Annotated in this window: 22 protein-coding genes, 1 tRNA gene and 1 other RNA gene; 11 read left to right on the forward strand and 13 right to left on the reverse strand. The window is 66.0% G+C overall.

The window, feature by feature from the left end; translation table 11 throughout:
• Positions 1-297: 297 nt before the first annotated feature.
• Both ACZ9J7_RS18905 and rnpB read right to left on the reverse strand, forming a co-directional pair.
• Entirely contained in the window at positions 298-720 is a 423-nt protein-coding gene (locus ACZ9J7_RS18905) for a TspO/MBR family protein (RefSeq protein ID WP_476211536.1), read from the reverse strand.
• 44 nt (positions 721-764) lie between these two features.
• Positions 765-1152, reverse strand: an RNA gene (gene rnpB / locus ACZ9J7_RS18910) — RNase P RNA component class A.
• A gap of 57 nt (positions 1153-1209) precedes the next feature.
• On the opposite strand from rnpB, the gene ACZ9J7_RS18915 reads away from it, so the two are divergent.
• Positions 1210-1974, forward strand: a complete 765-nt coding sequence (locus ACZ9J7_RS18915) for a YaaA family protein (protein WP_476211537.1) — start codon at positions 1210-1212, stop codon at positions 1972-1974.
• Positions 1975-2001: 27 nt separating this feature from the next.
• On the opposite strand, the gene ACZ9J7_RS18920 is transcribed toward ACZ9J7_RS18915, so the two are convergent.
• Positions 2002-2739 carry a zinc ribbon domain-containing protein gene (locus ACZ9J7_RS18920; RefSeq protein WP_476211538.1) on the reverse strand — a complete coding sequence of 246 codons (738 nt, stop codon included), beginning with the start codon at positions 2737-2739 and terminating at the stop codon, positions 2002-2004.
• A gap of 60 nt (positions 2740-2799) precedes the next feature.
• Positions 2800-3723 carry a Nif3-like dinuclear metal center hexameric protein gene (locus ACZ9J7_RS18925; RefSeq protein ID WP_476211539.1) on the reverse strand — a complete coding sequence of 308 codons (924 nt, stop codon included), beginning with the start codon at positions 3721-3723 and terminating at the stop codon, positions 2800-2802.
• Between the two features lie 98 nt (positions 3724-3821).
• Here ACZ9J7_RS18925 and msrA point away from each other — a divergent pair, with 98 nt between their 5' ends.
• The 3 genes from msrA (at position 3822) to epsC (ending at position 5971) form a co-directional block, all read left to right on the forward strand.
• Positions 3822-4346, forward strand: coding sequence for a peptide-methionine (S)-S-oxide reductase MsrA (gene msrA / locus ACZ9J7_RS18930; protein ID WP_476211540.1), 525 nt, complete (start codon positions 3822-3824; stop codon positions 4344-4346).
• A gap of 65 nt (positions 4347-4411) precedes the next feature.
• Positions 4412-5347 (forward strand): cysteine synthase A, encoded by a 936-nt coding sequence (gene cysK, locus ACZ9J7_RS18935; protein WP_476211541.1) that lies wholly within the window; start codon positions 4412-4414, stop codon positions 5345-5347.
• Between the two features lie 39 nt (positions 5348-5386).
• Entirely contained in the window at positions 5387-5971 is a 585-nt protein-coding gene (epsC, locus tag ACZ9J7_RS18940; RefSeq protein WP_387564935.1) for a serine O-acetyltransferase EpsC, read from the forward strand.
• A 31-nt stretch (positions 5972-6002) separates the two neighbouring features.
• Here the strand turns inward: epsC and ACZ9J7_RS18945 are convergent, their stop codons facing one another.
• On the reverse strand, positions 6003-6836 hold the full coding sequence (locus tag ACZ9J7_RS18945) for an oxidoreductase (protein ID WP_476211542.1): 834 nt from the start codon (positions 6834-6836) through the stop codon (positions 6003-6005).
• A 137-nt stretch (positions 6837-6973) separates the two neighbouring features.
• A complete protein-coding gene (gndA, locus tag ACZ9J7_RS18950; RefSeq protein WP_175317561.1) occupies positions 6974-8410 on the reverse strand; it encodes an NADP-dependent phosphogluconate dehydrogenase in 1437 nt (478 codons plus the stop codon).
• A 198-nt stretch (positions 8411-8608) separates the two neighbouring features.
• Here gndA and ACZ9J7_RS18955 point away from each other — a divergent pair, with 198 nt between their 5' ends.
• Entirely contained in the window at positions 8609-9334 is a 726-nt protein-coding gene (locus ACZ9J7_RS18955) for a FadR/GntR family transcriptional regulator (protein ID WP_476211543.1), read from the forward strand.
• A 156-nt stretch (positions 9335-9490) separates the two neighbouring features.
• Here the strand turns inward: ACZ9J7_RS18955 and ACZ9J7_RS18960 are convergent, their stop codons facing one another.
• The 5 genes from ACZ9J7_RS18960 to ACZ9J7_RS18980 all read right to left on the reverse strand — a co-directional run bounded on the left by ACZ9J7_RS18960 (position 9491) and on the right by ACZ9J7_RS18980 (position 11892).
• Positions 9491-9781: a hypothetical protein gene (locus ACZ9J7_RS18960; RefSeq protein ID WP_476211544.1), complete on the reverse strand. Its 291-nt coding sequence runs from the start codon at positions 9779-9781 to the stop codon at positions 9491-9493.
• Between the two features lie 100 nt (positions 9782-9881).
• Positions 9882-9957 (reverse strand) — tRNA-Val (locus ACZ9J7_RS18965).
• A gap of 97 nt (positions 9958-10054) precedes the next feature.
• A complete protein-coding gene (locus ACZ9J7_RS18970) occupies positions 10055-10975 on the reverse strand; it encodes an NAD-dependent protein deacetylase (protein ID WP_476211545.1) in 921 nt (306 codons plus the stop codon).
• 6 nt (positions 10976-10981) lie between these two features.
• Positions 10982-11476: a peroxiredoxin gene (locus tag ACZ9J7_RS18975; protein ID WP_476211546.1), complete on the reverse strand. Its 495-nt coding sequence runs from the start codon at positions 11474-11476 to the stop codon at positions 10982-10984.
• Positions 11473-11892 carry a DUF3052 domain-containing protein gene (locus ACZ9J7_RS18980; protein ID WP_141160169.1) on the reverse strand — a complete coding sequence of 140 codons (420 nt, stop codon included), beginning with the start codon at positions 11890-11892 and terminating at the stop codon, positions 11473-11475. The genes ACZ9J7_RS18975 and ACZ9J7_RS18980 overlap by 4 nt, the downstream gene beginning before the upstream one ends.
• Positions 11893-12318: 426 nt before the next feature.
• On the opposite strand from ACZ9J7_RS18980, the gene aceE reads away from it, so the two are divergent.
• The 6 genes from aceE to fabF all read left to right on the forward strand — a co-directional run bounded on the left by aceE (position 12319) and on the right by fabF (position 20300).
• Positions 12319-15060, forward strand: coding sequence for a pyruvate dehydrogenase (acetyl-transferring), homodimeric type (aceE, locus tag ACZ9J7_RS18985; RefSeq protein WP_476211547.1), 2742 nt, complete (start codon positions 12319-12321; stop codon positions 15058-15060).
• 185 nt (positions 15061-15245) lie between these two features.
• Positions 15246-16490 carry a PucR family transcriptional regulator gene (locus ACZ9J7_RS18990; protein WP_224026387.1) on the forward strand — a complete coding sequence of 415 codons (1245 nt, stop codon included), beginning with the start codon at positions 15246-15248 and terminating at the stop codon, positions 16488-16490.
• Between the two features lie 88 nt (positions 16491-16578).
• Positions 16579-17508 carry an ACP S-malonyltransferase gene (locus ACZ9J7_RS18995; protein ID WP_476211548.1) on the forward strand — a complete coding sequence of 310 codons (930 nt, stop codon included), beginning with the start codon at positions 16579-16581 and terminating at the stop codon, positions 17506-17508.
• Entirely contained in the window at positions 17505-18566 is a 1062-nt protein-coding gene (locus ACZ9J7_RS19000; RefSeq protein ID WP_476211549.1) for a beta-ketoacyl-ACP synthase III, read from the forward strand. Before ACZ9J7_RS18995 ends, ACZ9J7_RS19000 begins: the two co-directional genes overlap by 4 nt.
• A gap of 77 nt (positions 18567-18643) precedes the next feature.
• Positions 18644-18889, forward strand: a complete 246-nt coding sequence (locus tag ACZ9J7_RS19005; protein ID WP_009359314.1) for an acyl carrier protein — start codon at positions 18644-18646, stop codon at positions 18887-18889.
• A 175-nt stretch (positions 18890-19064) separates the two neighbouring features.
• On the forward strand, positions 19065-20300 hold the full coding sequence (fabF, locus tag ACZ9J7_RS19010) for a beta-ketoacyl-ACP synthase II (RefSeq protein WP_476211550.1): 1236 nt from the start codon (positions 19065-19067) through the stop codon (positions 20298-20300).
• Positions 20301-20419: 119 nt separating this feature from the next.
• On the opposite strand, the gene ACZ9J7_RS19015 is transcribed toward fabF, so the two are convergent.
• Positions 20420-20923, reverse strand: a complete 504-nt coding sequence (locus ACZ9J7_RS19015; protein ID WP_159631751.1) for a DUF3145 domain-containing protein — start codon at positions 20921-20923, stop codon at positions 20420-20422.
• Positions 20924-21163: 240 nt separating this feature from the next.
• Complete coding sequence (locus ACZ9J7_RS19020; RefSeq protein ID WP_476211551.1) at positions 21164-22090, reverse strand: tyrosine recombinase XerC; 927 nt, start codon at positions 22088-22090, stop codon at positions 21164-21166.
• Positions 22091-22128: the final 38 nt, after the last annotated feature.

Consider the following 22128-nt stretch of genomic DNA (forward strand, 5'->3'; position numbering starts at 1 on the left):
ACCTGCAGGGATGGTCCCCAGGCACCTGGATCGCGTGCAAAGAAAAACCGCCGGTTGCGGACGCAACTTTCGGCGGTAGAACTCCTGCGTCCGGGATCCATTCTAATTTGGCGCGGTCCGCGGAACACGCTCGGGCTGCGTGAAATCACTCACATGGGGCGGCCCGGAAGGATGCAGTAGCGGGCAATCAGTTGTGGATGGCGGAGTACAGGTTCAGGCTTGCGCAATAGACCAGCCAGGAGAAATACGGCAGCACCAGGCAGCCGGCGGCGGCGTCCACCGGGCCGAACCGCAGGATCAGGAACGCGAGTGGGCGGTCAGGGCGCAGATGACGGCGAAGGCCGCCCACAGTGCCACGGTCCCGAGCATGGGGTACAGGGCGAAGAAGGTCACGGGCCAGGCGGCGTTGAGCAGCAACTGGACTACGTAGCCGGAGCGGGTGCCGCCGGCGAGGCGGCCTTTGCGCCAGACCAGCCACGCCGCGGTGGCCACGCCTGCGTACAGCAGCATCCACGTGCTGCGGAACATCCACGACGGCGGCATCCACGGCGCTTTCGCTGAGCCTGCATACCACCCGCCCGAGTTGAGGACGATCGGGACTGAGGAGAGCAGCCAGGCCAGCGCCGAGAGGGCCAGGAATCCGGCGAGCGCCAGGCCCTGGGCACGGATGCCGGGAATGCCCGCAGCCGGTGCGGGACGAGTTTCAGGATTTACGGGCACGGTTCAGGATCCCCGACGCATTGCCCGTGGTCAAACGCGATTTAAGGATGGGACAGCCGATACGCCGGGTTCTGTTCTCCCCTGCCGTTGCCGGCGAGGGAGCGACGGCCATCCATCTACGAGTACCGTTGCCGGCACCCTCCAGCGGCCTACCCGGACACTCGGGCGGGCAGCCCTCGAACGTGTCCTGTCTGGCCTTGCTCCGGGTGGGGTTTACCTAGCCTTCCCGGTCGCCCGGGAAGCTGGTGGTCTCTTACACCACCGTTTCACCCTTACCTGCCCTTCCCGGCCGGGGCCGGAAATGCAGGCGGTCTGTTTTCTGTGGCACTGGCCTGCGGGTTACCCCGAGTGGGCGTTACCCACCACCCTGCCCTGCGGAGCCCGGACGTTCCTCGAGCCACTTGCGTGGCGCGCGGCCGTCTGGCTGTCCCATCCGGGTCCCAGTCTACCGGCGCCGCCGGCCGCTTTTGTCGCCGGTAGGATCGGACGGTGCTGATTCTGCTTCCCCCTTCCGAAGGCAAGACGCCCGCGCTCCACGGTCCCGCCGTCGACTGGACCGCCCTGGGCTTCCCGGAGCTCAACCCGTACCGCGCCAAGGTCCTCGAGGCCCTTGGCACCATCAGTGCACACCAGGATGCCCTCGCCCTGCTGGGCGTAGGGGCATCGCTGCGGGACGACGTCGAGCGCAATACCCGGCTGCACGCCGAGCCGGCGGCCCCTGCCCACAGCATCTACTCGGGTGTCCTGTACGACGCCTTGGGCTACCGCACCCTGACGCCGGTGCAGCGCCGGAAGGCCGATGAGTCCGTCCTGGTGATCTCGGCGTTGTGGGGGGCCCTGCGCTTTGGCGACAGCGTTCCGGCCTACCGGTTGTCAATGGGCACGTCCCTGCCCGACGTCGGGCGGCTGGCTCCGTTCTGGAAGGAACAGCTTGGCGATACCCTGGGCGCCGCAGCCCGGGGGCACTTACTGGTGGATTGCCGGTCCAGCACCTATGCGGCGGCGTGGGCCCCGCCGACGGAGCAGACCGTCACGGTCAACGTCTTCACCGAAAGTAGAGGAGTCCGGAAAGTGGTGAGCCACTTCGCCAAGCACACCCGCGGTGAACTGGCGCGGCACCTGCTGGTGCGCCGTGGAAAGGCCCCCGGGGCGCCGTCGGACCTTCTAAAGGCAGCCCGCGAACGGTGGGAGGCGGAGCTGGTGCCGGGCACCGCCCGCAAGCCGCACGCCCTGAACATCATCCTGCCGGGCTGACGGCCCGGCAGGATGCCTGTGGGCTGTTTAGGACCACTCGTCCGAACGGACCAGGATGGCCCCGGAGTCGGGGCAGAAAACGATGTCGTCGGCAGCAGCTGCCTTGATCTCGGCGAGGTCGCCCGGGCTGAGCTTCATGCCAGAGGCTTCCGAGGTGCCGTGGAAGAGCCGCGCGGCACCCACCCCGCGCTTCGCGAGCGTTTTTTCGTAAACTGCCAGCAGGCCCGCGTCCAGGCCCTGGGCAAAGTCGCCGCGCTGGGCACGAAGCCCCGCCGCTTCGGTTTCCACGTCGGCGAGGGCCGCATCGAGTTCGGCCCTGATGGTTCCAAAGGACCCCTGGATGTCATCGACGATCTGCTGCTGCGCCGCCTGCCGTTCCCGCACCGAGTCCAGCCGCTCCATGACTTCCAGCTCCACGTCTTCAAGGTCGGAGCGCCGCTTGTTCAGCGACGCAATGTCCTTTTGCAGAGCCACCAGGTCCTTGGACAGGCCGGTGCCGCTGTTGAGCCGTGCTTCATCACGCTGGATCCGGGAGGCAACCTGTTCGACGTCGGCCTCGGCCCGCTTCAGCGCAGCCTCGGCGTCGTGGACGGCCACCTTGGCCGCGCCCAGTTCACCGTTGGCGACGGACAGGGCGGCCTCGAGGTCCTTGATGCGGGGATCGTTTTCGAGCGTGCGGCGGCGGTTGGTGAGGCCCTTCAACCTGGCGTCAAGGCCCTGCAGTTCGAGCAACTTCAACTGTTCCGCCGGTGCTGCCTTGGCCACGTTTACCTCCGCTAGATCCTTCCGGCCTGGGCCGGGCACCGAACCGGCGCTTCCTAGACTCTAGCCGGGAGTGAGGATGAAGTCCCACGGATCGCTGTTGGTGGTACTGACCAGGATCTCCACGTCATGGCCTTGGTCGGCCAGGACGTTGCCCAGGGCCGCGGCCGCGGCAGGCAGCCAGAGCCATTCGCTCGCAAAGTGCGACACGTCCACCAGGTACGGCCGTCCGTTGGCGGCGGCCTCCCGCGCTTCCGACGCCGGGTGGTGGCGGAGGTCAGCGGTGACGTAGACGTCTGCGTTGCTGGCACGTACCTCGTTGAACAGCGAATCCCCGGCACCACCGCAGACCGCGATGCGCCGGACCAGCCCGTCCTTGTCGCCGGAAACACGCACGCCGCCAGCCACTGAGGGCAGGATTCCGAAGACCCGGGCCGCGAAGTCGCCCAGGCTCATGGCGTCCGCGAGGTCCCCCACCCGCCCAATGCCCTCCTCCGGAAGCCCGTTGGCCGCCACGGTCAGGGGGGCGACGTCCTGGAGACCCAGGGCATCGGCCAGGACGTCGGAGACACCACCGACGGCGGAGTCCCCGTTGGTGTGCACGGTCAGCAGTGCCGTTCCCGACTCGATAAGACGGTGGACTGCCCTGCCTTTTGCCGACGTGGCGGCCACGGACGTGACGCCCTTCAACAGCAGGGGGTGGTGGGTGATGAGCAGTTCCGCGCCCCACTCAACCGCTTCCTCAATGACTTCCAGGGTGGGATCGACGGCGAACATCACCTTCGTGACCGGGGCGGACGGGTGGCCTGCCACGAGCCCCACCTCGTCCCAGTTCTCCGCCAGGGATTCCGGCCACAGTTCCTCAACCGCAAGGAGCAGTTCGGCCAATGTGGGGGCGTCCGCGGAACCGGCCGCAGCCGGCGTGTCGGAAGAGGCGTCGCCGTCGTGATCTGCCTGGCCGGTAACGTCGGTGTCCACAGGTTCCATAGTCTTAGTTTTACCCCATTGGCATCGCGGCGCCGCAGTTTGCGGCACCCGGCCGGGGTGCCGGGAATCTTCCGGCGCCGTCAACCATTGAAGAGGTCATGAAAACTTTTGTTCTGGGCGGAGGGTGCTTCTGGTGCCTGGACGCCGTCTACCAGAGGACCAAGGGCGTCACCTCCGTGGTGTCCGGCTACACCGGCGGCCACGATCCGCACCCGGATTACTACTCTGTCTGCAGTGGGACCACCGGCCACGCCGAAGTTGTGGCCGTGACCTTCGATGAAGACATCATCCCCGCGGAGGTGGTCCTGGACATGTTCTTCGCCCTGCATGATCCCACCACGCTGAACCGCCAGGGATACGACGTCGGCACCCAGTACCGTTCCTCGATGTTCTACGAGACCACAGAGGAGAAGATCCTCTTCGAAGAGGCGATCGACCGCAACCAGGCATTATGGCCGCATCCCATTGTCACGGAGGTCAGCCGGCTGCCGCGGTTCCATGTGGCGGAGGAATTCCACCAGAATTACTACGCCAAGCACCCGGAGCAGGGTTACTGCCAGGTGATCATCAACCCTAAGCTGGCCAAGGCCCGGAAATATTACTCTGCATGGCTTAACGCTTAGCCCACCGTTACGCGGCCTCGTTAGGCTGACCTCAGTATCCACCCCTTAGAGATAGGCGTATGTACATGGCACGGATCTATGACGATGTAACGCAGCTGGTCGGCGGGACCCCGCTGGTTCGGTTGAACCGGCTCAGCGAGGGACTGGACGCCACCGTTGCCGTAAAGCTGGAGTTCTACAACCCGGCCAACAGCGTCAAAGACCGCATCGGTGTGGCCATCATCGACGCCGCGGAAAAGTCCGGTGCCCTGAAGCCCGGCGGCACCATCGTCGAAGGTACTTCCGGCAACACGGGCATCGCCCTGGCCATGGTTGGTGCTGCCCGCGGGTACAAGGTCATCCTCACCATGCCAGAGACCATGTCCACGGAGCGCCGGGTCATGCTGCGCGCATTCGGAGCCGAGATTGTACTGACCCCCGGTTCGGAGGGCATGCGCGGCGCCGTGGAAAAGGCCCAGGAAATCGTTGCCAACACCGAGAACTCCATCTGGGCGCAGCAGTTCGCCAACGAGGCCAACCCGGAGGTGCACCGCAGGACCACCGCCGAGGAGGTCTGGGCCGACACTGACGGCGCGGTGGACATCTTTGTGGCGGGCATCGGCACCGGTGGAACCATCACCGGCGTCGGACAGGTACTGAAGGAGCGCAAGCCCGGCGTCCAGATCGTCGCCGTGGAACCCAAGGACTCCCCCATCCTGAACGGCGGTGCCCCCGGCCCCCACAAGATCCAGGGCCTGGGCGCCAACTTCATCCCCGAACTGCTCGACACCAACATCTACGACGAGGTCATCGACGCCACCCTTGAGGATTCGGTCCGGGTAGCCCGCGATCTGGGCATCAAGGAAGGCATCCTCGGCGGCATCTCCTCCGGCGCGATTGTCTGGGCCGCCCTGGAGCTGGCCAAGCGGCCGGAAAACGCGGGCAAGCTGATTGTTGCCGTAGTGTGCGACTTCGGTGAGCGTTACATCTCCACCGTGCTCTATGACGACATCCGCGGCTGATCAGTCCGCTGTCCGCCCGTTTCCTGTAGAAAGAACTTTGTGGGCTTTTTCGCAAGACTGAAGGAAGACCTCGACGCCGCCCGGTCCCACGACCCGGCGGCTCGAGGTTCTTTTGAGAACTTTTTCGCCTATTCCGGCCTCCATGCCATCTGGATCCACCGGCTGACGCACCGCATGTGGCAGAACCCGGAACTGCGCTTCCCGGCCCGCCTCCTGTCGCAGCTGGGCAGGTCCTGGACCGGTATCGAGATCCACCCGGGTGCCACGATCGGCCGCCGCTTCTTCATCGACCACGGCATGGGCGTGGTGATCGGTGAGACTGCAGAGATCGGCGAGGACGTGATGATCTACCACGGTGTGACCCTTGGCGGGCGCTCCCTGGCCCGGATCAAGCGGCACCCCACCATCGGCGACCGCGTGACCATCGGCGCCGGCGCCAAGATCCTGGGGCCCATCACCATCGGACGGGACAGCGCCGTCGGTGCCAACGCCGTCGTGGTCAAGGACGCCCCGCCGGAGTCGATCATCACCGGAGTTCCCGCCAAATGGCGGCACCGGGATGCGCAGCGGGAAACCAAGCCCGCGGTGGACCCGGCCGAATACGACATCGAGTACCGGATCTAGCGGACGCAGTTCGGGCCTGCCTGCTGCGCTGCTACCCGGGGAAACGCCTGTAGATGGCCCAGAGAACGGCATCGAAGGCACGGTCCGGGAGCAGCCGGCGCAGCAGCAGGATGGCCCGCGCGCCCTTGCCCACCGGATACCGGGTCCTGGGCCGCGGCGAAGTGGCGGCATGGACGATCGCCTCCGCGATAACTTCTGGATGCGAGGACATTGCCGAACCGTCGGTGGAAGCCAGCGCGGCTGCCACGACCTTGGCCTGCGCCGCATAGGGTCCCGAGCCCGAATTGGCCAACAGGCCCTCGGCGGAGATGGCGCCCCATTCAGACTGTGTACCGCCCGGTTCGATAATGGACACGTCGATTCCGTGGGGCTTGAGCTCCACCCGGAGCGAATCGCTGAGGCCCTCCACAGCGAACTTCGTGGCGTGGTACCAGGCACCCAGCGGCTCGTACATCTTTCCGCCGATCGATGAGATATTGATGATCCGGCCCCTTCCGGCGGCGCGCATTGCCGGGAGCACGAGCTGCGTCATCCGGGCCAGCCCGAAAAGATTGACCTCAAACTGCCGCCGGCCTTCGGCCAGTTCCACTTCCTCCAGCGACCCATAGGACCCGTACCCGGCGTTGTTGACCAGCACGTCGATCGTGCCGTGGGCTGCGAGGACCTCCCCCACGGCCGCACGCATTGAGGCCTCGTCGGTCACATCCAGCGGCAGGATCCGGACGCCGTCAGCCTTGAGCGGCTCCATTTTCTCCACCCGGCGGGCCCCGGCGTAAACCGCGAACCCGTGGGCCGCGAGCTTCCTTGCGGCTTCAAAGCCGATTCCCGTGGACGCACCGGTGACAAAAACGACGGGCTGGCTCATGGGCGGGACTCCTTGGGACGGTGCGGCGGGACGAACAGTCAGCGCGGATCGACGGACGGTCCGGCCGGAAACACCAGCGGCCGGCGCCCCCAGAGTATCGGGTAGCGCCGGCCGCTGGGCCGGAAACGGTGCGTGGACTAGTGCGTGTCCACCGCTTCAACCTCGGACTTGTCCTCGCCCCAGAGGGTGTGGAAGGTCCCTTCGGTGTCGACGCGGCCGTAGGTGTGGGCGCCGAACAGGTCGCGCTGGCCCTGGATCAGGGCGGCGGCCACGCGCTTGCGGCGCAGTCCGTCGTAGTACGCCAGCGAGGACGAGAACACCGGCACGGGGATACCGAGCTGTACGGCGGTGGCAACAACGCGGCGCCAGGCGGGCAGGGCGTCTGCGATGGCCTTGGTGAACGCCGGAGCGAAGAGCAGGTTGGCCGGCTTTTCGTCCGCGGCGTAGGCCTTGGTGATGTCCTTGAGGAGCTCGGCGCGGATGATGCAGCCTGCGCGCCACAGGGAGGCGATCTCGTCAAGCTTCAGGTCCCAGCCGTATTCCTTGGCTGCGGAGGTGAGCATGTCCAGTCCCTGGGCGTAGGAGACCAGCTTGGAGGCGTAGAGCGCCTGGCGGACGTCCTCGACGAACGTCTCGGGGATTTCCACCGTGGCCTCGTTACCGGCCAGCAGTTCCTGGCCAAGCTTGCGCTGTGCGGCCTGGGAGGAGAGTGCGCGGGCAAAAACGGACTCGGCGATGCCCGAGACCGGTGAGCCCAGTTCCAGGGCGGAGATGACCGTCCAGCGGCCGGTGCCCTTCTGGCCGGCAGCGTCAACGACGACGTCGACGAACGGCTTGCCGGTCTTGGCGTCAACGTGGCCCAGGACCTCGGCGGAGATCTCGATCAGGAACGACGAAAGATCACCCTTGTTCCACTCGGAAAAGATCTTTGCCTGCTCGGCCGGCTCGATGCCTGCACCGGAGCGGAGCAAGTCGAAGGCCTCGCCGATGACCTGCATGTCGGCGTATTCGATGCCGTTGTGGACCATCTTGACGAAGTGGCCCGCGCCGTCGGTGCCGATCCAGGCACAGCAGGGCTCGCCGTCGACCTTTGCGGAGATCTTCTCCAGCAGCGGGCCAAGGGCCTTGTAGGACTCCTTGGAACCGCCGGGCATGATGGACGGGCCGTTCAGCGCGCCCTCCTCGCCGCCGGACACGCCGACGCCCACGAAGTGCAGGTCCTTCTTGGCCAGGGCCGCTTCACGGCGGCGCGTGTCCTCATAGTGAGAGTTGCCGGCGTCGATGATGATGTCGCCCGGCTCCAGCAGCGGCTCCAGCTGTTCAATGACCGAGTCCACGGGCTTGCCGGCCTTGACCATGATGAGCACCCGGCGCGGCTTCTCCAGGGAGTCAACCAGTTCCTGCAGGGTTTCGGTCCGGATGAAGTCACCTTCCGAGCCGTGCTTCTCCAGCAGCGCGTCCGTTTTCTCCACGGACCTGTTGTGCAGCGCAACCGTGAACCCGTTGCGGGCCAGGTTGCGTGCGAGGTTGGCGCCCATGACGGCGAGGCCGGTGACACCGATGTGTGCAGACATCAATAACTCCAATTCATTGTTCGCCTCGGCGGCCGGCTTCCGCAGGCGGAAGTCACCGGGGCAGATCAGGGGGTCGGAATAAAGCATATATATTCTTGGAGTGGTGCGAAAGTGGCAGCCACGAAGCGGGACCGATTGTGTCGGTGGCAGTCCGGGTGCACTGCCGGCCAGATGGTTGCCAACAACTAGGCTTACAGCATGACCAGCAGCCTCCACCACCGTGCCATCGAGAATCTGGGCACCCGGATCGTCTCGGGGGAACTCCCCGCAGGCCATGTCATGCTCGCGGAGCAGCTGGAGGATGAACTGAAGGTGTCCCGGTCCGTGATCCGGGAAGCTGTGCGGGTCCTGCAGTCCCTGGGCCTGGTGGAGACCACCAAGAGGGTGGGGATCCGGGTAATGCCGTCCAGCCGCTGGAATCCCTTCGATCCGCAGGTCATCCGGTGGCGCCTGGCCAGCGACGCACGCGGCGCCCAGCTGCGCTCACTGGCTGAGCTGCGTGCGGCCGTGGAGCCTGCCGCTGCTGAGTTGGCAGCGCAAAATGCTCCGGCGGCCCTGCGGATGGAACTCGTGGACGTTGCCCGCGCCATGCGCGAAGCCGGCAACAACGGCGAGGTGGCGCGGTTCCTCGAGCTGGACATCCGCTTCCATTCACTGCTGCTCTCAGGCTCCGGTAACGAGATGTTCGCCAACCTCATGGGCCAGGTGGCAGAAACCCTGACAGGCCGTACGGTCCACGGCCTGATGCCCGACCACCCGCACCAGGCAGCCCTGCAATGGCATGAGGATGTTGCGGAAGCGATCGCCCGGGGTGACGCCGCATCAGCTCGTGATGCGTCAGACCGGATCATGCGGCGCACCATGTCCCAGATGGCCGATACCTGGACCGAACAGCCACGGGTGTTTATCCCCGTCCGGCAGTAAGCACGGGCCGGCAGCCGCGAAGCTCCGGAAATATGACGACGCATGACTTTTTGTTTCCGGAAGTTCACGGTATATTCATCGCAGGCCCTCCACCGCGGCATCCCCCAATAGTCGCGGTGGAGGGTTTTCCAATGCCCGGGGACTGGGCTCCGCCCCCTAGGCTGCCCCGGCCACCGGCTCCCTCAGCCGCCAGCCACCGCCCAGCCCATCCCGCTGGAGATACATGGTGGTCAGTGCCGACCTGTCATTGTGCCCCAGCCGGACCTGGACCTGCAGGACTTCGACATCCACTCCCCCGGCGCCCTTTGGCATCCTCCGGCTTGTTTCCCACCAGTTGATGCGCTCAAACCATCTCACCGGCTCGGCGCCTACTGCCCATTCTCTCCCCCGGCTCAGCACCGCAGTGGGCATCCCGTCGCTGTCCGTATGCACTATGACGTGTTCCATTCCTGCAAGCTATGGCAAGGCACCGACAATCACGCCGGGCGGGAGGGACAGCAAAAAACCCCGCAGCCTCCGCCATCAGGCGGGGCAACGGGGTTTTCCTTGGTGGGTCCTACCGGGATCGAACCGATGACATCCACGGTGTAAACGTGGCGCTCTACCAGCTGAGCTAAAGACCCGAATTGCGCTGTTTCCGGCCGTTCCGCCGTAACCAACGAACATAGACTCTACCCGACCGGGGACCGGAAACGCGAATCCATGGAAGAAATGGACGGCCTACAGGGGCGGGAGTTCGGCGGCGAGGTAATCCAGCGCCTGGCTCACCCCGGCTTCAAGCTTGATGGTCGCCTTGTCATCGCCGCGGGTGGCGCCCCGGTTGATGATGACCACGGGCTTGGATTCCTTGGCAGCGTGCCTGACGAACCGCAGGCCGCTCATGACTGTCAGCGATGAGCCGGCCACCAGCAAGGCTGCGGCCTGGTCCACCATGGCGTAGGAGCGTTCCACCCGATCCTTGGGCACGTTTTCCCCGAAGTAGACGAAGTCCGACTTCAGGGTGCCCCCGCAGGCGGGACAAACTGCCACCACAAAGCTGTTGATCAGCGCCTGGTCCTCTACGGTGGCGTCCGCGTCCGGCGCCATTTCCACCAGGCCGCCGGCCGCTGCCCGTTCCAGGAAGCCCGGGTTCAGTTCCTCGAAGACACCAGCCAGCAGGCGCCGGGAGTACGTGCGCCCGCAGTCCAGGCAGACCACCTGGTCATACCTGCCGTGGAGGTCGACGACGTTGGCACTGCCGGCGTCCTGATGCAGACGGTCGACGTTCTGAGTGATCAGGCCGGTGAGGTAGCCCCGGCGTTCCAGCTCAGCGGCGGAGTAGTGGCCCTGGTTTGGGTCGGCGTGCCGCATGTGGGACCAGCCGATATGGTTCCTGGCCCAGTACCGTTGCCGGTTGGCTGGGTCCCGGACGAACTCCTGGTAGGTCATGGGCGAACGCGGCGGCGACTCCGGGCCGCGGTAATCCGGTATGCCGGAATCGGTGCTCAGTCCGGCGCCCGTCAGCAGGGCGAAGGGGGCGCCGGCGAGGAGGTCGCGGATGCGGGCCAGGACGTCGAGGTCATTTCCCGACGGCGGGGCCGGGGCCACCGGCGGCATGCTGGCGAACCCGGTGAGTCCCGTCCCCCGCCGCTGCCCGGCCATGGCTTCCTAGTCCCGCTTCAGGTCCGCGAGGGCGGAGCGGTATTCGCTAAAGTCCCTGGCCTGGCCGCGGGGGTTCACCACGCTGTAGCGGATCCTGCCGTCGCCGTCGATGATGAAGGTGGCCCTTTGTGCCATGCCGCTGGCGGCGTCGAACACACCATAGGCGCTGGCCACGGCCCCGTGCGGCCAGAAATCGGCCAGGAGATCGAAACTGTAGCCCTCCTGCGCCGCGTAGGCGCGGAGGCTGAACTTGCTGTCTACGGACACACCCAGGACAACAGTGTTCGAATCCTCGAACATGCCCAGGTTGTCCCGTATTTCGCACAGCTCACCGGTGCAGATACCGGAGAAGGCAAAGGGGTAGAAGACCACGGCAACGTTCTGCCCCCGAAAAGAGGACAGCTTTACCGGCTCACCGTATTGGTTGGCCAGCTCGAAGTCGGGAGCCGCGGCGCCCAGCGACGGTACCGCTGCGGTGACGGCCTGGACCGCTGCCGTCACTTGTTCTTCCTGCTGACCAGGCGGACGGCGCTCCAGTCTTTTGAGACTCCGGCGGAGGTGGTGACGTGGAGGCCGGCCGTGGGGGCAGCTTCCTGGATCTCCGCCGGCGAAACGTAGCCGTCCCGGCCTGACTTGGGGGTAAGAACCCAGACAACGCCGTTTTCGCTCAGGGTGGTGAGGGAATCCATCAGGCTGTCCACCAGGTCTCCGTCGCCGTCGCGCCACCAGAGGATAACGGCGTCCGCCACCTCGTGGTCGTCCTCGTCGAGCATCTCGGAACCGGTGAGGTCCTCAATATCGTCACGCAAGTCGAAATCGACGTCGTCGTCGTAACCGAACTCCTGAATCAGATCCCCGTTTTTGAAACCCAATTTTTCCGCCACATTTACCGAAGTGGCGGCGTCGGCCTCGCTCACGTGTTCCTCCAATACCTCATATATGCGGTGTGCATAGTGATTTCCATTACTCCCAAGCCAACACCCTTTGTGCCTGCGCTTCAAGCTGCCGCCCCCGGGACTGCGCATATTCTGCGTCACATCCGGCCGCGCCATCCCCGTCGCAGGGGCTTTTCGTCACACAACCAGTATGACGAACGAAATACAACTGCAGCACCGGGCCGCGGCTACGCATCGTGTTCGTGTCAGGGCTAGAGTGGCTGGTGACAACTATGCCTGCGGGATGACTACCTTGTGACTCCGGGCAGACATAGGAGCGCTAGGAAGCTGCCCGGCACACATGACCGGGCTGTTGTAACCGATACGTCGCACACGGCGTATGTACGCCGGGCAGTCATCCTGCCTGGCCTGAGTGCGCCGATTCATGCGCGCAAAGAGAGGTTGGACGTGGCTGCAGGAGAAGAGACCTCCCATATCCTCAGCGGGTTGACTAACCAGCTGCCTGATCGTGATCCGGAAGAGACTGCCGAGTGGGTTGAGTCCCTGGATGCGTTGATCAGGGAACAGGGCACCGAGCGTGCCCAATACATCATGCGGAGCCTGCTGCAGCGCGCGGGCGCGCAGAGCGTGGGTGTGCCGATGGTGACCACCACCGATTACGTGAACACGATCCCGGTGGACCAGGAAGCGGCGTTCCCGGGCAATGAAGAGTTCGAGCGCCGGTACCGGGCCTACATGCGGTGGAACGCCGCGGTCATGGTGCACCGGGCGCAGCGTCCCGATATCGGGGTTGGCGGGCACATCTCCACCTACGCCGGGGCCGCGACCCTGTACGAGGTCGGGTTCAACCACTTCTTCCGCGGCAAGGACCACCCCGGCGGCGGGGACCAGGTCTTCTTCCAGGGCCACGCTTCCCCGGGCATGTACGCCCGGGCGTTCATGGAAGGCCGCCTGTCCGAGGAGGACCTGGACGGGTTCCGGCAGGAAAAGTCCCGGCAGGGCCACGCCCTGTCCTCCTACCCGCACCCCCGCCTGATGCCCCAGTTCTGGGAGTTTCCCACGGTGTCCATGGGCATCGGGCCGATGAACGCGATCTACCAGGCGCAGAACAACCGGTACCTGCACAACCGGGGCCTGAAAGACACCTCGGACCAGCAGGTCTGGGCGTTCCTGGGCGATGGTGAAATGGACGAGCCCGAGTCCCGGGGCCTGCTGCAGCTGGCAGCGAACGAGAACCTGGACAACCTGAACTTCGTGATCAACTGCAACCTCCAGCGCCTGGACGGGCCGGTGCGCGGCAACGGCAAGATCATGCAGGAACTCGAAGCGTTCTTCCGCGGCGCGGGCTGGAACGTGATCAAGGTCGTCTGGGGCCGGGAATGGGATGACCTGCTCACCCGCGACACCGACGGCTCGCTCGTGAAAATCATGAACGAAACCGTCGACGGGGACTACCAGACCTACAAGGCCGAGTCCGGCGGGTTCGTCCGCGAACACTTCTTCGGCAAGACCCCGCAGACCAAGGACCTCGTCGCGGACCTCACCGACGACCAGATCTGGAACCTCAAACGCGGCGGCCACGACTACCGCAAGGTCTACGCCGCCTACAAGGCCGCCACCGAATTCAAGGGCAAACCCACCGTCATCCTCGCCCACACCGTCAAGGGCTACGGCCTGGGCCCGCACTTCGAGGGCCGCAACGCGACCCACCAGATGAAGAAGCTCACCCTCGATGACCTGAAGAAGTTCCGCGACCACCTGCGGATCCCGGTCAGCGACGAGCAGCTGGAGAAGGACTCGTACCGGCCGCCGTATTACCACCCCGGTAACGACGCCCCGGAAATCAAGTACATGATGGAGCGCCGTGCTGCGCTGGGCGGATCCGTTCCGGAGCGCCGCGACACCCACGCCGAGATCACCCTGCCGGACGCGAAGTCCTACGAGGTGGCCAAGCGCGGTTCGGGCAAACAGCAGGCCGCAACCACCATGGCGTTCGTCAGGCTCCTCAAGGACCTGATGCGGGATAAGAACTTCGGCAAGCACATCGCCCCGATCATCCCGGACGAGGCCCGCACCTTCGGCATGGATGCGTTCTTCCCGACGGCGAAGATTTACAACCCCAAGGGGCAGAACTACCTGTCGGTGGACCGGGACCTGGTCCTGGCCTACAAGGAATCCCCCGCCGGCCAGCTGATCCACCCCGGCATCAACGAAGCCGGCGCCGTGGCAGCCTTCACCGCCGCCGGAACCTCCTACGCCACCCACGGCGTCCCCCTGGTCCCGGTCTACGTGTTCTACTCCATGTTCGGCTTCCAACGCACCGGCGACGCCTTCTGGGCCGCCGGAGACCAAATGACCCGCGGCTTCATCATCGGCGCCACCGCAGGACGGACCACCCTCACCGGCGAAGGCCTCCAGCACGCCGACGGCCACTCCCCCCTCCTGGCCTCCACCAACCCCGCCGTCCTCACCTACGACCCCGCCTACGGCTACGAAATCGGACACATCGTCCGCTCCGGCCTGGAACGGATGTACGGCACGGACTCCACGGACCAGAACGTCATGTACTACCTCACCGTGTACAACGAACCCATCATCCAGCCCGCAGAACCGGAGAACCTCGACATCGAAGGCGTCATCAAGGGCATCTACCTCCTCGCCCCGGCCAAGATCGACGGTCCCCGCACCCAAATCCTCGCCTCCGGCGTCTCCGTGCCCTGGGCCATCGAAGCCCAGCGCGTGCTGGCCGATGACTGGAACGTCTCCGCCGACGTCTGGTCCGTAACCTCCTGGAACGAACTGCGCCGCGACGGCCTCGCCGCCGAAGAGGAAGCCTTCCTCAACCCCGGCCAGCCCGCCCGCGTCCCCTTCGTCACCCAGCAACTCGAAGGCGCCACCGGCCCCATCGTCGCCGTCTCGGACTACATGAAAGCCGTCCCGGACCAAATCCGCCAATTCATCCCCAACGAATACGCCACCCTCGGCGCCGACGGCTTCGGCTTCTCCGACACCCGCGCAGCAGCACGCCGCTTCTTCAAGAACGACACCCACTCCATCGTGGTCCGTGCCCTTGAAATGCTGGCACGCCGCGGTGAGGTGGATGTTGACGCCCCGGTGAAGGCGATTGAGAAGTACAAGCTGCTCAACGTCAACGCCGGCACCACCGGCAACGCCGGAGGCGAAGCTTAGCCTTCCGGCTGGACGGATCCAGCAGTAAACAACGACGGCGGCCCTCACCCCACAAGGTGAGGGCCGCCGTCGTTCCCTCCCGGGCGGACCAGTCCGCGGGGCGGCCTGCGCTGTGACGCAGCGCAAGGCGCGTTGTAGCCTTCGCACAAATGGAGCTTGCGCGGCGGTGGCCGTATGCTCAGAGAATGCCAGCACCAGCCAGCCAGTCCTCGAAGCGGAAACCCTCGCCGCCGAAGGTCACGCCGGAGAAGTCCGAAACCCTCAAGCAGCTCCGCGCCAACGTGGGCCAGCTGTCCACCACCACCATGCGCAAGCTCGAGCAGTCCCTCCCCTGGTACAGCCGGCTCAGTGCGGACGAGCGTTCCGCACTCGGCATGGTGGCGCAGAACGGTATTGCAGCCTTCGTCACCTGGTACGAACGGCCCAGCTCACCGTCGTGGATCCTGACCGACGTTTTCGGGACGGCACCTACGGAGCTGACCCGTTCCATCAGCCTGCAGAAAGCGTTGCAGCTGATCAGGATCGTGGTGGAGGTGGTGGAGGACCAGGTTCCCGTCATTGCCCCCGAGGCCGACCAGCCGTCCCTGCGGGAGGCCGTGCTGCGCTATTCGCGGGAAGTCGCATTCGCTGCCGCGGACGTTTACGCCCGAGCCGCCGAGTCCCGCGGCTCCTGGGACACCCGGCTGGAAGCTCTGATTGTGGATGCCATCCTGCGCGGCGAGAATACCGATGCCCTGCGCTCCCGCATTGCGGCCCTGGGCTGGAAAGCACAGGAGCGCTTCACGGTGATGGTGGGCAATTCGCCGTCCGAACCCAGCGCCAGCTATGTCAGCGAACTGCGGCGGATGGCAGGCCGCTACGCCGAGGACGCCCTGGTGGGAATCCAGGGCGACCGGCTGATCCTCATCCTTGGCGGGGTGCAGGACCGCGAAACCGCCTATGTGAAGTTGAGCGACATGTTCGCCCCCGGACCGGTGGTCTACGGACCCGAGGCCAGTTCACTGCTGGAGGCCAGCGGCTCCGCCCAATCAGCCTTCGCGGGATTGACGGCAGCCCGGGCATGGCCGTCTGCCCCGCGTCCGGTGGCCGCGGACGACCTGCTGCCCGAGCGGGTGATTTCCGGGGATGACGCCGCCCGGCGCTCCCTGGTGAAGAACATCTACCGGCCGCTCCTGGCTGCCTCCAACGGCCTGGTCGAAACCCTGGGCACCTACCTGGAGCTGGGCCATTCGCTGGAGGCCACCGCCCGGGAACTCTTTGTCCACGCCAACACGGTGCGCTACCGGTTGAAGCGGGTCTGCGATGTCACGGGGTGGGACCCGCTCCTGCCGAGGGAGGCCTTCGTGCTGCAGGCAGCGCTGGTGGTGGGCCGGCTTTCTGCCCCGCCCAAGGCCGCCACGGAGCGCCAGGCGTCCCGGAACCAGGCCTGAGGCATTGTAGACTTCCTACAATCTGACCCCGTGAGCTTGGTGCGGAGAAACACCGCTGGATCACACAGTAATTTGGAAAGCTGGTTACGTGCTTGCAATAGTCTGCCCTGGACAGGGCTCACAGACCCCGGGTTTTCTTGCCCCCTGGCTGGAACTTCCCTCGGTGGCAGGCCAGCTGGCCTCCCTGAGTGACATCGCAGGCATCGACCTGATAGCCCATGGCACCACCTCCGATGAGGAAACCATCAAGGACACTGCCGTGGCGCAGCCCCTGATCGTTGCTGCCGGGCTTGTCGCCGCGGCCTCCCTCTTCGACGTGGAGCTCAATTCCCTTCCTGTCATCCTTGCCGGCCACTCGGTAGGCGAGATCACCGCAGCAGCCCTCGCCGGCGTGCTGACCGAACAGGAAGCCATGACGTTCGTCCGTGAGCGGGCCAACAGCATGGCCGCTGCGGCAGCCGTCACCCCCACCGGCATGAGCGCCGTCGTCGGCGGAGACCCCGCCGAGGTGCTGGCCGCCATTGAAGCCGCCGGTGCTGCCCCTGCCAACGTCAACGGTGCCGGCCAGACGGTGGCGGCAGGAACCTTCGAACAGCTGAAGGCCCTTGCCGACAACCCGCCGGCCAAGGCCCGCGTCATCCCCCTCAAGGTGGCCGGCGCGTTCCATACCAGCCACATGTCGCCCGCCGTCGATGCGCTCAAGGCACTGGAACCCAGCTTGAACCCGGTGGCCCCCAAGGTGCCCCTCCTGTCGAACTACGACGGCGGCGAAGTCACCGACGGTGGTGCCGCCGTCGCAAGCCTGATCGCCCAGGTTTCCCGCCCCGTCCGCTGGGACCTGTGCATGGAAACCATGGTGAAGCGGGGCGTCACCGGCGTGATCGAGCTGGCGCCCGCCGGTACGCTGGCAGGCCTTGCCAAGCGCGGCATGCCCGGCGTCAAGACCGTTGCTGTCAAAACCCCCGATGACCTGTCCGCCGCCCTGGCGCTCTTCGCAGAACTGGAGGGCAACGCATGAGCGTTCCCACGCTGAAACAGGCTCCCATCCAGGAGCACACCCGCATCCTCGGCCTCGGCGCATACCGGCCGGACGTCATCGTCACCAACGAGGACGTGTGCCAGTGGATCGATTCCTCGGACGAATGGATCCGCCAGCGCACCGGCATCGTGACACGCCACCGCGCCGCAGCCGACGTCAGTGTGATCGACATGGCCGAAGGCGCAGCCCGCGAGGCCATGGCGAAGGCAGGCATTGAAGCCTCGGAACTCGGGGCAGTCATTGTTTCCACCGTGACCCACCCGTACGCCACTCCCTCCGCCGCGGCCAGCCTGGCCGACCGCATAGGTGCCACTCCGGCCCCTGCCTTCGATATTTCCGCCGCCTGCGCCGGGTACTGCTACGGCATTGCCCAGGCCGACGCCCTGGTCCGGTCCGGCACCGCGAAGTACGTCCTCGTGGTCGGTGCGGAGAAGCTCTCCGACGTCATCGACAACCGGGAACGCACCATCTCCTTCCTCCTCGGCGACGGCGCGGGCGCCGTCGTCGTAGGCCCTTCCGACACCCCCGGCATCGCCCCGTCCGTGTGGGGCTCCGATGGCAGCAGGTGGGATGCCATCGGCATGACCCGCTCACTGCTGGACGTCCGCGACCTCGGCCTGGCAGCCCGCCAGTCCGACTCCACGGGCGATCTCGCACTGCTGGAAGAAGCCCAGGAGCTGTACCCCACCCTCCGCCAGGACGGACAGACCGTGTTCCGCTGGGCCGTGTGGGAAATGGCCAAGGTGGCCCAGCAGGCACTCGATGCCGCCGGTATCCAGGCGGAAGACCTGGTTGCCTTTATCCCGCACCAGGCCAACATGCGCATCATCGACGAGATGGTGAAGAAGCTGAAGCTGCCCGAGACGGTTACAGTGGCACGGGACATCGCCGAGGCCGGCAACACGTCCGCTGCCTCCATCCCGCTGGCAACCCACCGGCTCCTTCAGGAGAACCCCGGACTGAGCGGCGGGCTGGCCCTGCAGATCGGTTTCGGTGCCGGACTGGTCTTCGGCGCACAGGTAATTGTCCTTCCCTAGATACGCCCAAGGGTCGCATCCGCGGCCCGGACCGTTTCCGGCAGACCCTGCCGGCAATACAAGAAAAGGAGCCACCAATGGCTAGCAACGAAGAGATCCTGGCCGGCTTGGCTGAAATCGTCAACGAAGAAACCGGCCTGGCCCCGGAGGCCGTCGAGCTGGACAAGTCCTTCACCGAGGACCTGGACATCGACTCCATCTCCATGATGACCATCGTGGTCAACGCCGAGGAAAAGTTCGGCGTGCGCATCCCCGACGAAGAGGTCAAGAACCTCAAGACCGTCGGCGACGCCGTCAGCTTCATCGCCGGAGCACAGGCCTAACATTAGGCTTTTAGCCGTCTCACGGCTTGGCAGGGCTGCCGGTCCGGACTGACCGGACCGGCAGCCCGCCGTTTTTATCCGGCGCAGAACCCCGACCGGGACTGGCCGATCATCAACATGTGCGGGACCCTGCGACAGGCGCAGGCGGATTCCCCACCGACGAAAGAGTGATCCCATGACGCGCAAAGTAGTCATTACCGGTCTGGGTGCCACCACGCCCATCGGCGGCGATGTACCCACGATGTGGAACAACGCCCTCAAAGGGGTCTCCGGTGCCCGCACCCTTGAGGACGACTGGGTAGCCAAGTACGAGCTCCCCGTCCACTTCGCCGCGCGCTGCAGCACCCCTGCGCTGGACGTTCTCAGCCGTGTCGAAGCCAAGCGGATGGACCCGTCCACCCAGTTCGGCGTCATCGCCGCCCGCGAAGCGTGGGCCGATTCCGGCATCACGGAGATCGACCAGGACCGCCTGGCCGTCGCCTTCGCCACCGGCATTGGTGGCGTCTGGACCCTGCTCGATGCCTGGGACACGCTGAAGGAAAAGGGCCCGCGCCGGGTCCTGCCCATGACTGTTCCCATGCTGATGCCCAACGGTGTTGCCGCGGCCGTCAGCCTGGACCTCGGTGCCCGCGCCGGTGCCCACACCCCCGTCTCTGCCTGCGCTTCCGGTACGGAAGCCATGCACCTTGGCCTGGAACTCATCCGTTCCGGCAAGGCCGACGTGGTGATGTGCGGCGGTGCAGAGGCAGCCATCCACCCCATGCCGCTGGCGGCCTTCGCGTCGATGCAGGCACTTTCCCGCCGGAACGATGACCCCCAGCGCGCCTCCCGCCCCTACGACACCGCCCGTGACGGCTTCGTCATGGGCGAAGGCGCCGGTGCCCTCGTCCTGGAGGCCGAAGAGCATGCCCTGGCCCGCGGCGCACGCATCTACGCCGAACTGGCCGGCACGTCCGTGACCGCCGATGCCTACCACATCACCGCCCCTGACCCCGAAGGTCTCGGTGCCACCCGTGCACTCAAGGCTGCCATGTTTGACGGCCGCATCCAGGCCGAAGACGTGGTGCACGTCAACGCGCATGCCACCTCCACGCCCGTTGGTGACAAGCCCGAGTACACGGCACTGCGCGCGGCGCTGGGCGCCCACGTGGACAACGTGGCCGTCTCTGCCACCAAGTCGCAGATGGGCCACCTCCTGGGTGCTTCCGGCGCGGTCGAGGCGGTCCTGACCGTGCTGGCCGTCCACGAGCGCAAGGCTCCGGTAACCATCAACCTCGAGAACCAGGATCCTGAGATCCCGCTCGACGTGGTCACCTCCGCCCGTGACCTGCCTGCCGGCAACATCGTGGCGCTGAGCAACTCGTTCGGTTTCGGCGGACACAACGCCGTGGTGGCCATCCGCAGCGTCTAGCCGTGTCCGGGCAATCCGCCCGGAAGCCAAAGGGAGGCCCCGCCAACAGGCGGGGCCTCCCTTTTGTTGCTATGGAAGTGTTGCGGTGGCCGGGCAACCGCGGGGACGGACGACGGCGGTCAGCCCACCTGGTGGAGCCAGCGCACCGGGGCGCCCTCGGCAGCGTGGCGGAACGGTTCGAGTTCTTCGTCCCAGGCCTCGCCGAGGGCGAGGGAGAGTTCGTGGTAGACGGCGGCCGGGTCTCCGGCGCCGGATTCGTACGCGTAGCGGATCCTGTCCTCGGACACCATGATGTTGCCGTGCACGTCGGTGACGGCATGGAAGATCCCCAGTTCGGGGGTGTGCGACCAGCGGCCGCCGTCCACGCCCTGGCTTGGCTCCTCCGTGACCTCATAGCGAAGGTGCGCCCAGCCTCGGAGGCAGGACGCCAGTTTGGCTCCCGTGCCGGGGGTTCCGGTCCAGGACAACTCGGCCCGGAACATTCCGGGCGCGGCAGGCTGCGGGGTCCACTCAAGGTCCGTCCGCTTGTCCACGACGGCGCCAACCGCCCACTCAACGTGGGGGCACAGCGCCGTAGGGGCCGAGTGAACGAACAGCACACCGCGGGTCATTGCAACAGACATTCCATCCTCCATAGCTATAGGTACGTCTTCCCCAACGACCTCTGCCTGGATGAAACTGCCGTGCACTGCTCTGCGGTGGTGGTTCCTTGTGCGTATTCAGATATATCGTATAAAGCCGCGTCCGGACTTGCCGTGCAGCGCAAAGCTCAGGGAGCTTCAAGCGACACTTGAAAGTTGCCGGACGTGACTCTTATTGTGCCGCACCCCGCAGAAATACGCCAGTGCGATTAGCCACACTGCTCAGGCCCGGGGATGCGCCTGCTGATAGCTCTTCCGAAGGCGGTCCACCGAGACGTGGGTGTAGATCTGGGTGGTGGCCAGGCTGCTGTGGCCCAGAATCTCCTGCACCGCCCGAAGATCGGCGCCCCCGTCCAACAGATGCGTCGCGGCCGAGTGCCGCAGCGCGTGGGGCCCTGACGCGGCGGTGTCCCCGAGCGCCTCGAAGAGGTCGTTGACCAGGGTGCGGACCTGGCGTTGGTCGACACGTCCACCGCGCGCCCCGAGGAAAAGGGCGGCCCCGCTGCCGTCCTTTGCGAGTAGGGGGCGCCCCCGCCGGAGCCAGTCGTCAACGGCCACGGCGGCGGGGACCCCGTAGGGCACTGTGCGTTCCTTGTTGCCCTTGCCGATCACCCGGAGCGTCCGGCGGTCCGGGTCAAGGTCGTCGACGTCGAGACCGGCAAGTTCCCCCACGCGGATACCCGTGGCGTACAGGAGTTCCACCATGGCCCGGTTCCTTACGGCAAGCGGTTCACCGTCCGCGGCCTGCGTCTCGAGTCCCTCCAGGATGCGGGTGAGCTGGGAGGCCTGGAGCACGCCCGGCAGGGATCCTTCCCGTTTGGGTGCCTTCAGGCGAAGGGCTGGGTCGACGTCGATGAATTCTTCCCTGAGTGCCCAGGCCGTGAACACCCGGGCCGTGGCGGACCGGCGCGCCAGGGTGGCCCGGGACGCGCCGGCTGAGCTCTGGGTCCCAAGCCAGCGGCGGAAGGTGCCCAGTTCGAGGTCCTGCAGTCCTGCCACGCCTTCCGATGCCGCATGGGCGAGGAGGCTGTGCAGGTCGCCCAGGTAGGCCCGCCTGGTGTGCTCCGACACCGCCTTCTCCCCCGACAGATAGCCGGCGAACGCGTCCAGCGCCTTCCCGAGTTCAGCGGGCAGTTGTTCATGTTCCACTCCTCTACTTTCCCAGTTGCGCGGGCCCCTCGGGGTGC

This window comes from Pseudarthrobacter sp. TE9888, from assembly GCF_056279345.1.

Bases quoted from the DNA above. Each gene is read 5' to 3' on its own strand.
- ACZ9J7_RS18945 (WP_476211542.1), bottom strand. From the start codon at position 6,836: ATGAGCCAGCCCGTCGTTTTTGTCACCGGTGCGTCCACGGGAATCGGC.
- ACZ9J7_RS19005 (WP_009359314.1), top strand. From the start codon at position 18,644: ATGGCTAGCAACGAAGAGATCCTGGCCGGCTTGGCTGAAATCGTCAAC.
- ACZ9J7_RS18955 (WP_476211543.1), top strand. From the start codon at position 8,609: ATGACCAGCAGCCTCCACCACCGTGCCATCGAGAATCTGGGCACCCGG.
- ACZ9J7_RS19000 (WP_476211549.1), top strand. From the start codon at position 17,505: ATGAGCGTTCCCACGCTGAAACAGGCTCCCATCCAGGAGCACACCCGC.
- ACZ9J7_RS19015 (WP_159631751.1), bottom strand. From the start codon at position 20,923: ATGTCTGTTGCAATGACCCGCGGTGTGCTGTTCGTTCACTCGGCCCCT.
- fabF (WP_476211550.1), top strand. From the start codon at position 19,065: ATGACGCGCAAAGTAGTCATTACCGGTCTGGGTGCCACCACGCCCATC.
- ACZ9J7_RS18970 (WP_476211545.1), bottom strand. From the start codon at position 10,975: ATGGCCGGGCAGCGGCGGGGGACGGGACTCACCGGGTTCGCCAGCATG.
- ACZ9J7_RS18990 (WP_224026387.1), top strand. From the start codon at position 15,246: ATGCCAGCACCAGCCAGCCAGTCCTCGAAGCGGAAACCCTCGCCGCCG.
- gndA (WP_175317561.1), bottom strand. From the start codon at position 8,410: ATGTCTGCACACATCGGTGTCACCGGCCTCGCCGTCATGGGCGCCAAC.
- cysK (WP_476211541.1), top strand. From the start codon at position 4,412: ATGGCACGGATCTATGACGATGTAACGCAGCTGGTCGGCGGGACCCCG.
- msrA (WP_476211540.1), top strand. From the start codon at position 3,822: ATGAAAACTTTTGTTCTGGGCGGAGGGTGCTTCTGGTGCCTGGACGCC.
- ACZ9J7_RS18925 (WP_476211539.1), bottom strand. From the start codon at position 3,723: ATGGAACCTGTGGACACCGACGTTACCGGCCAGGCAGATCACGACGGC.
- ACZ9J7_RS18960 (WP_476211544.1), bottom strand. From the start codon at position 9,781: ATGGAACACGTCATAGTGCATACGGACAGCGACGGGATGCCCACTGCG.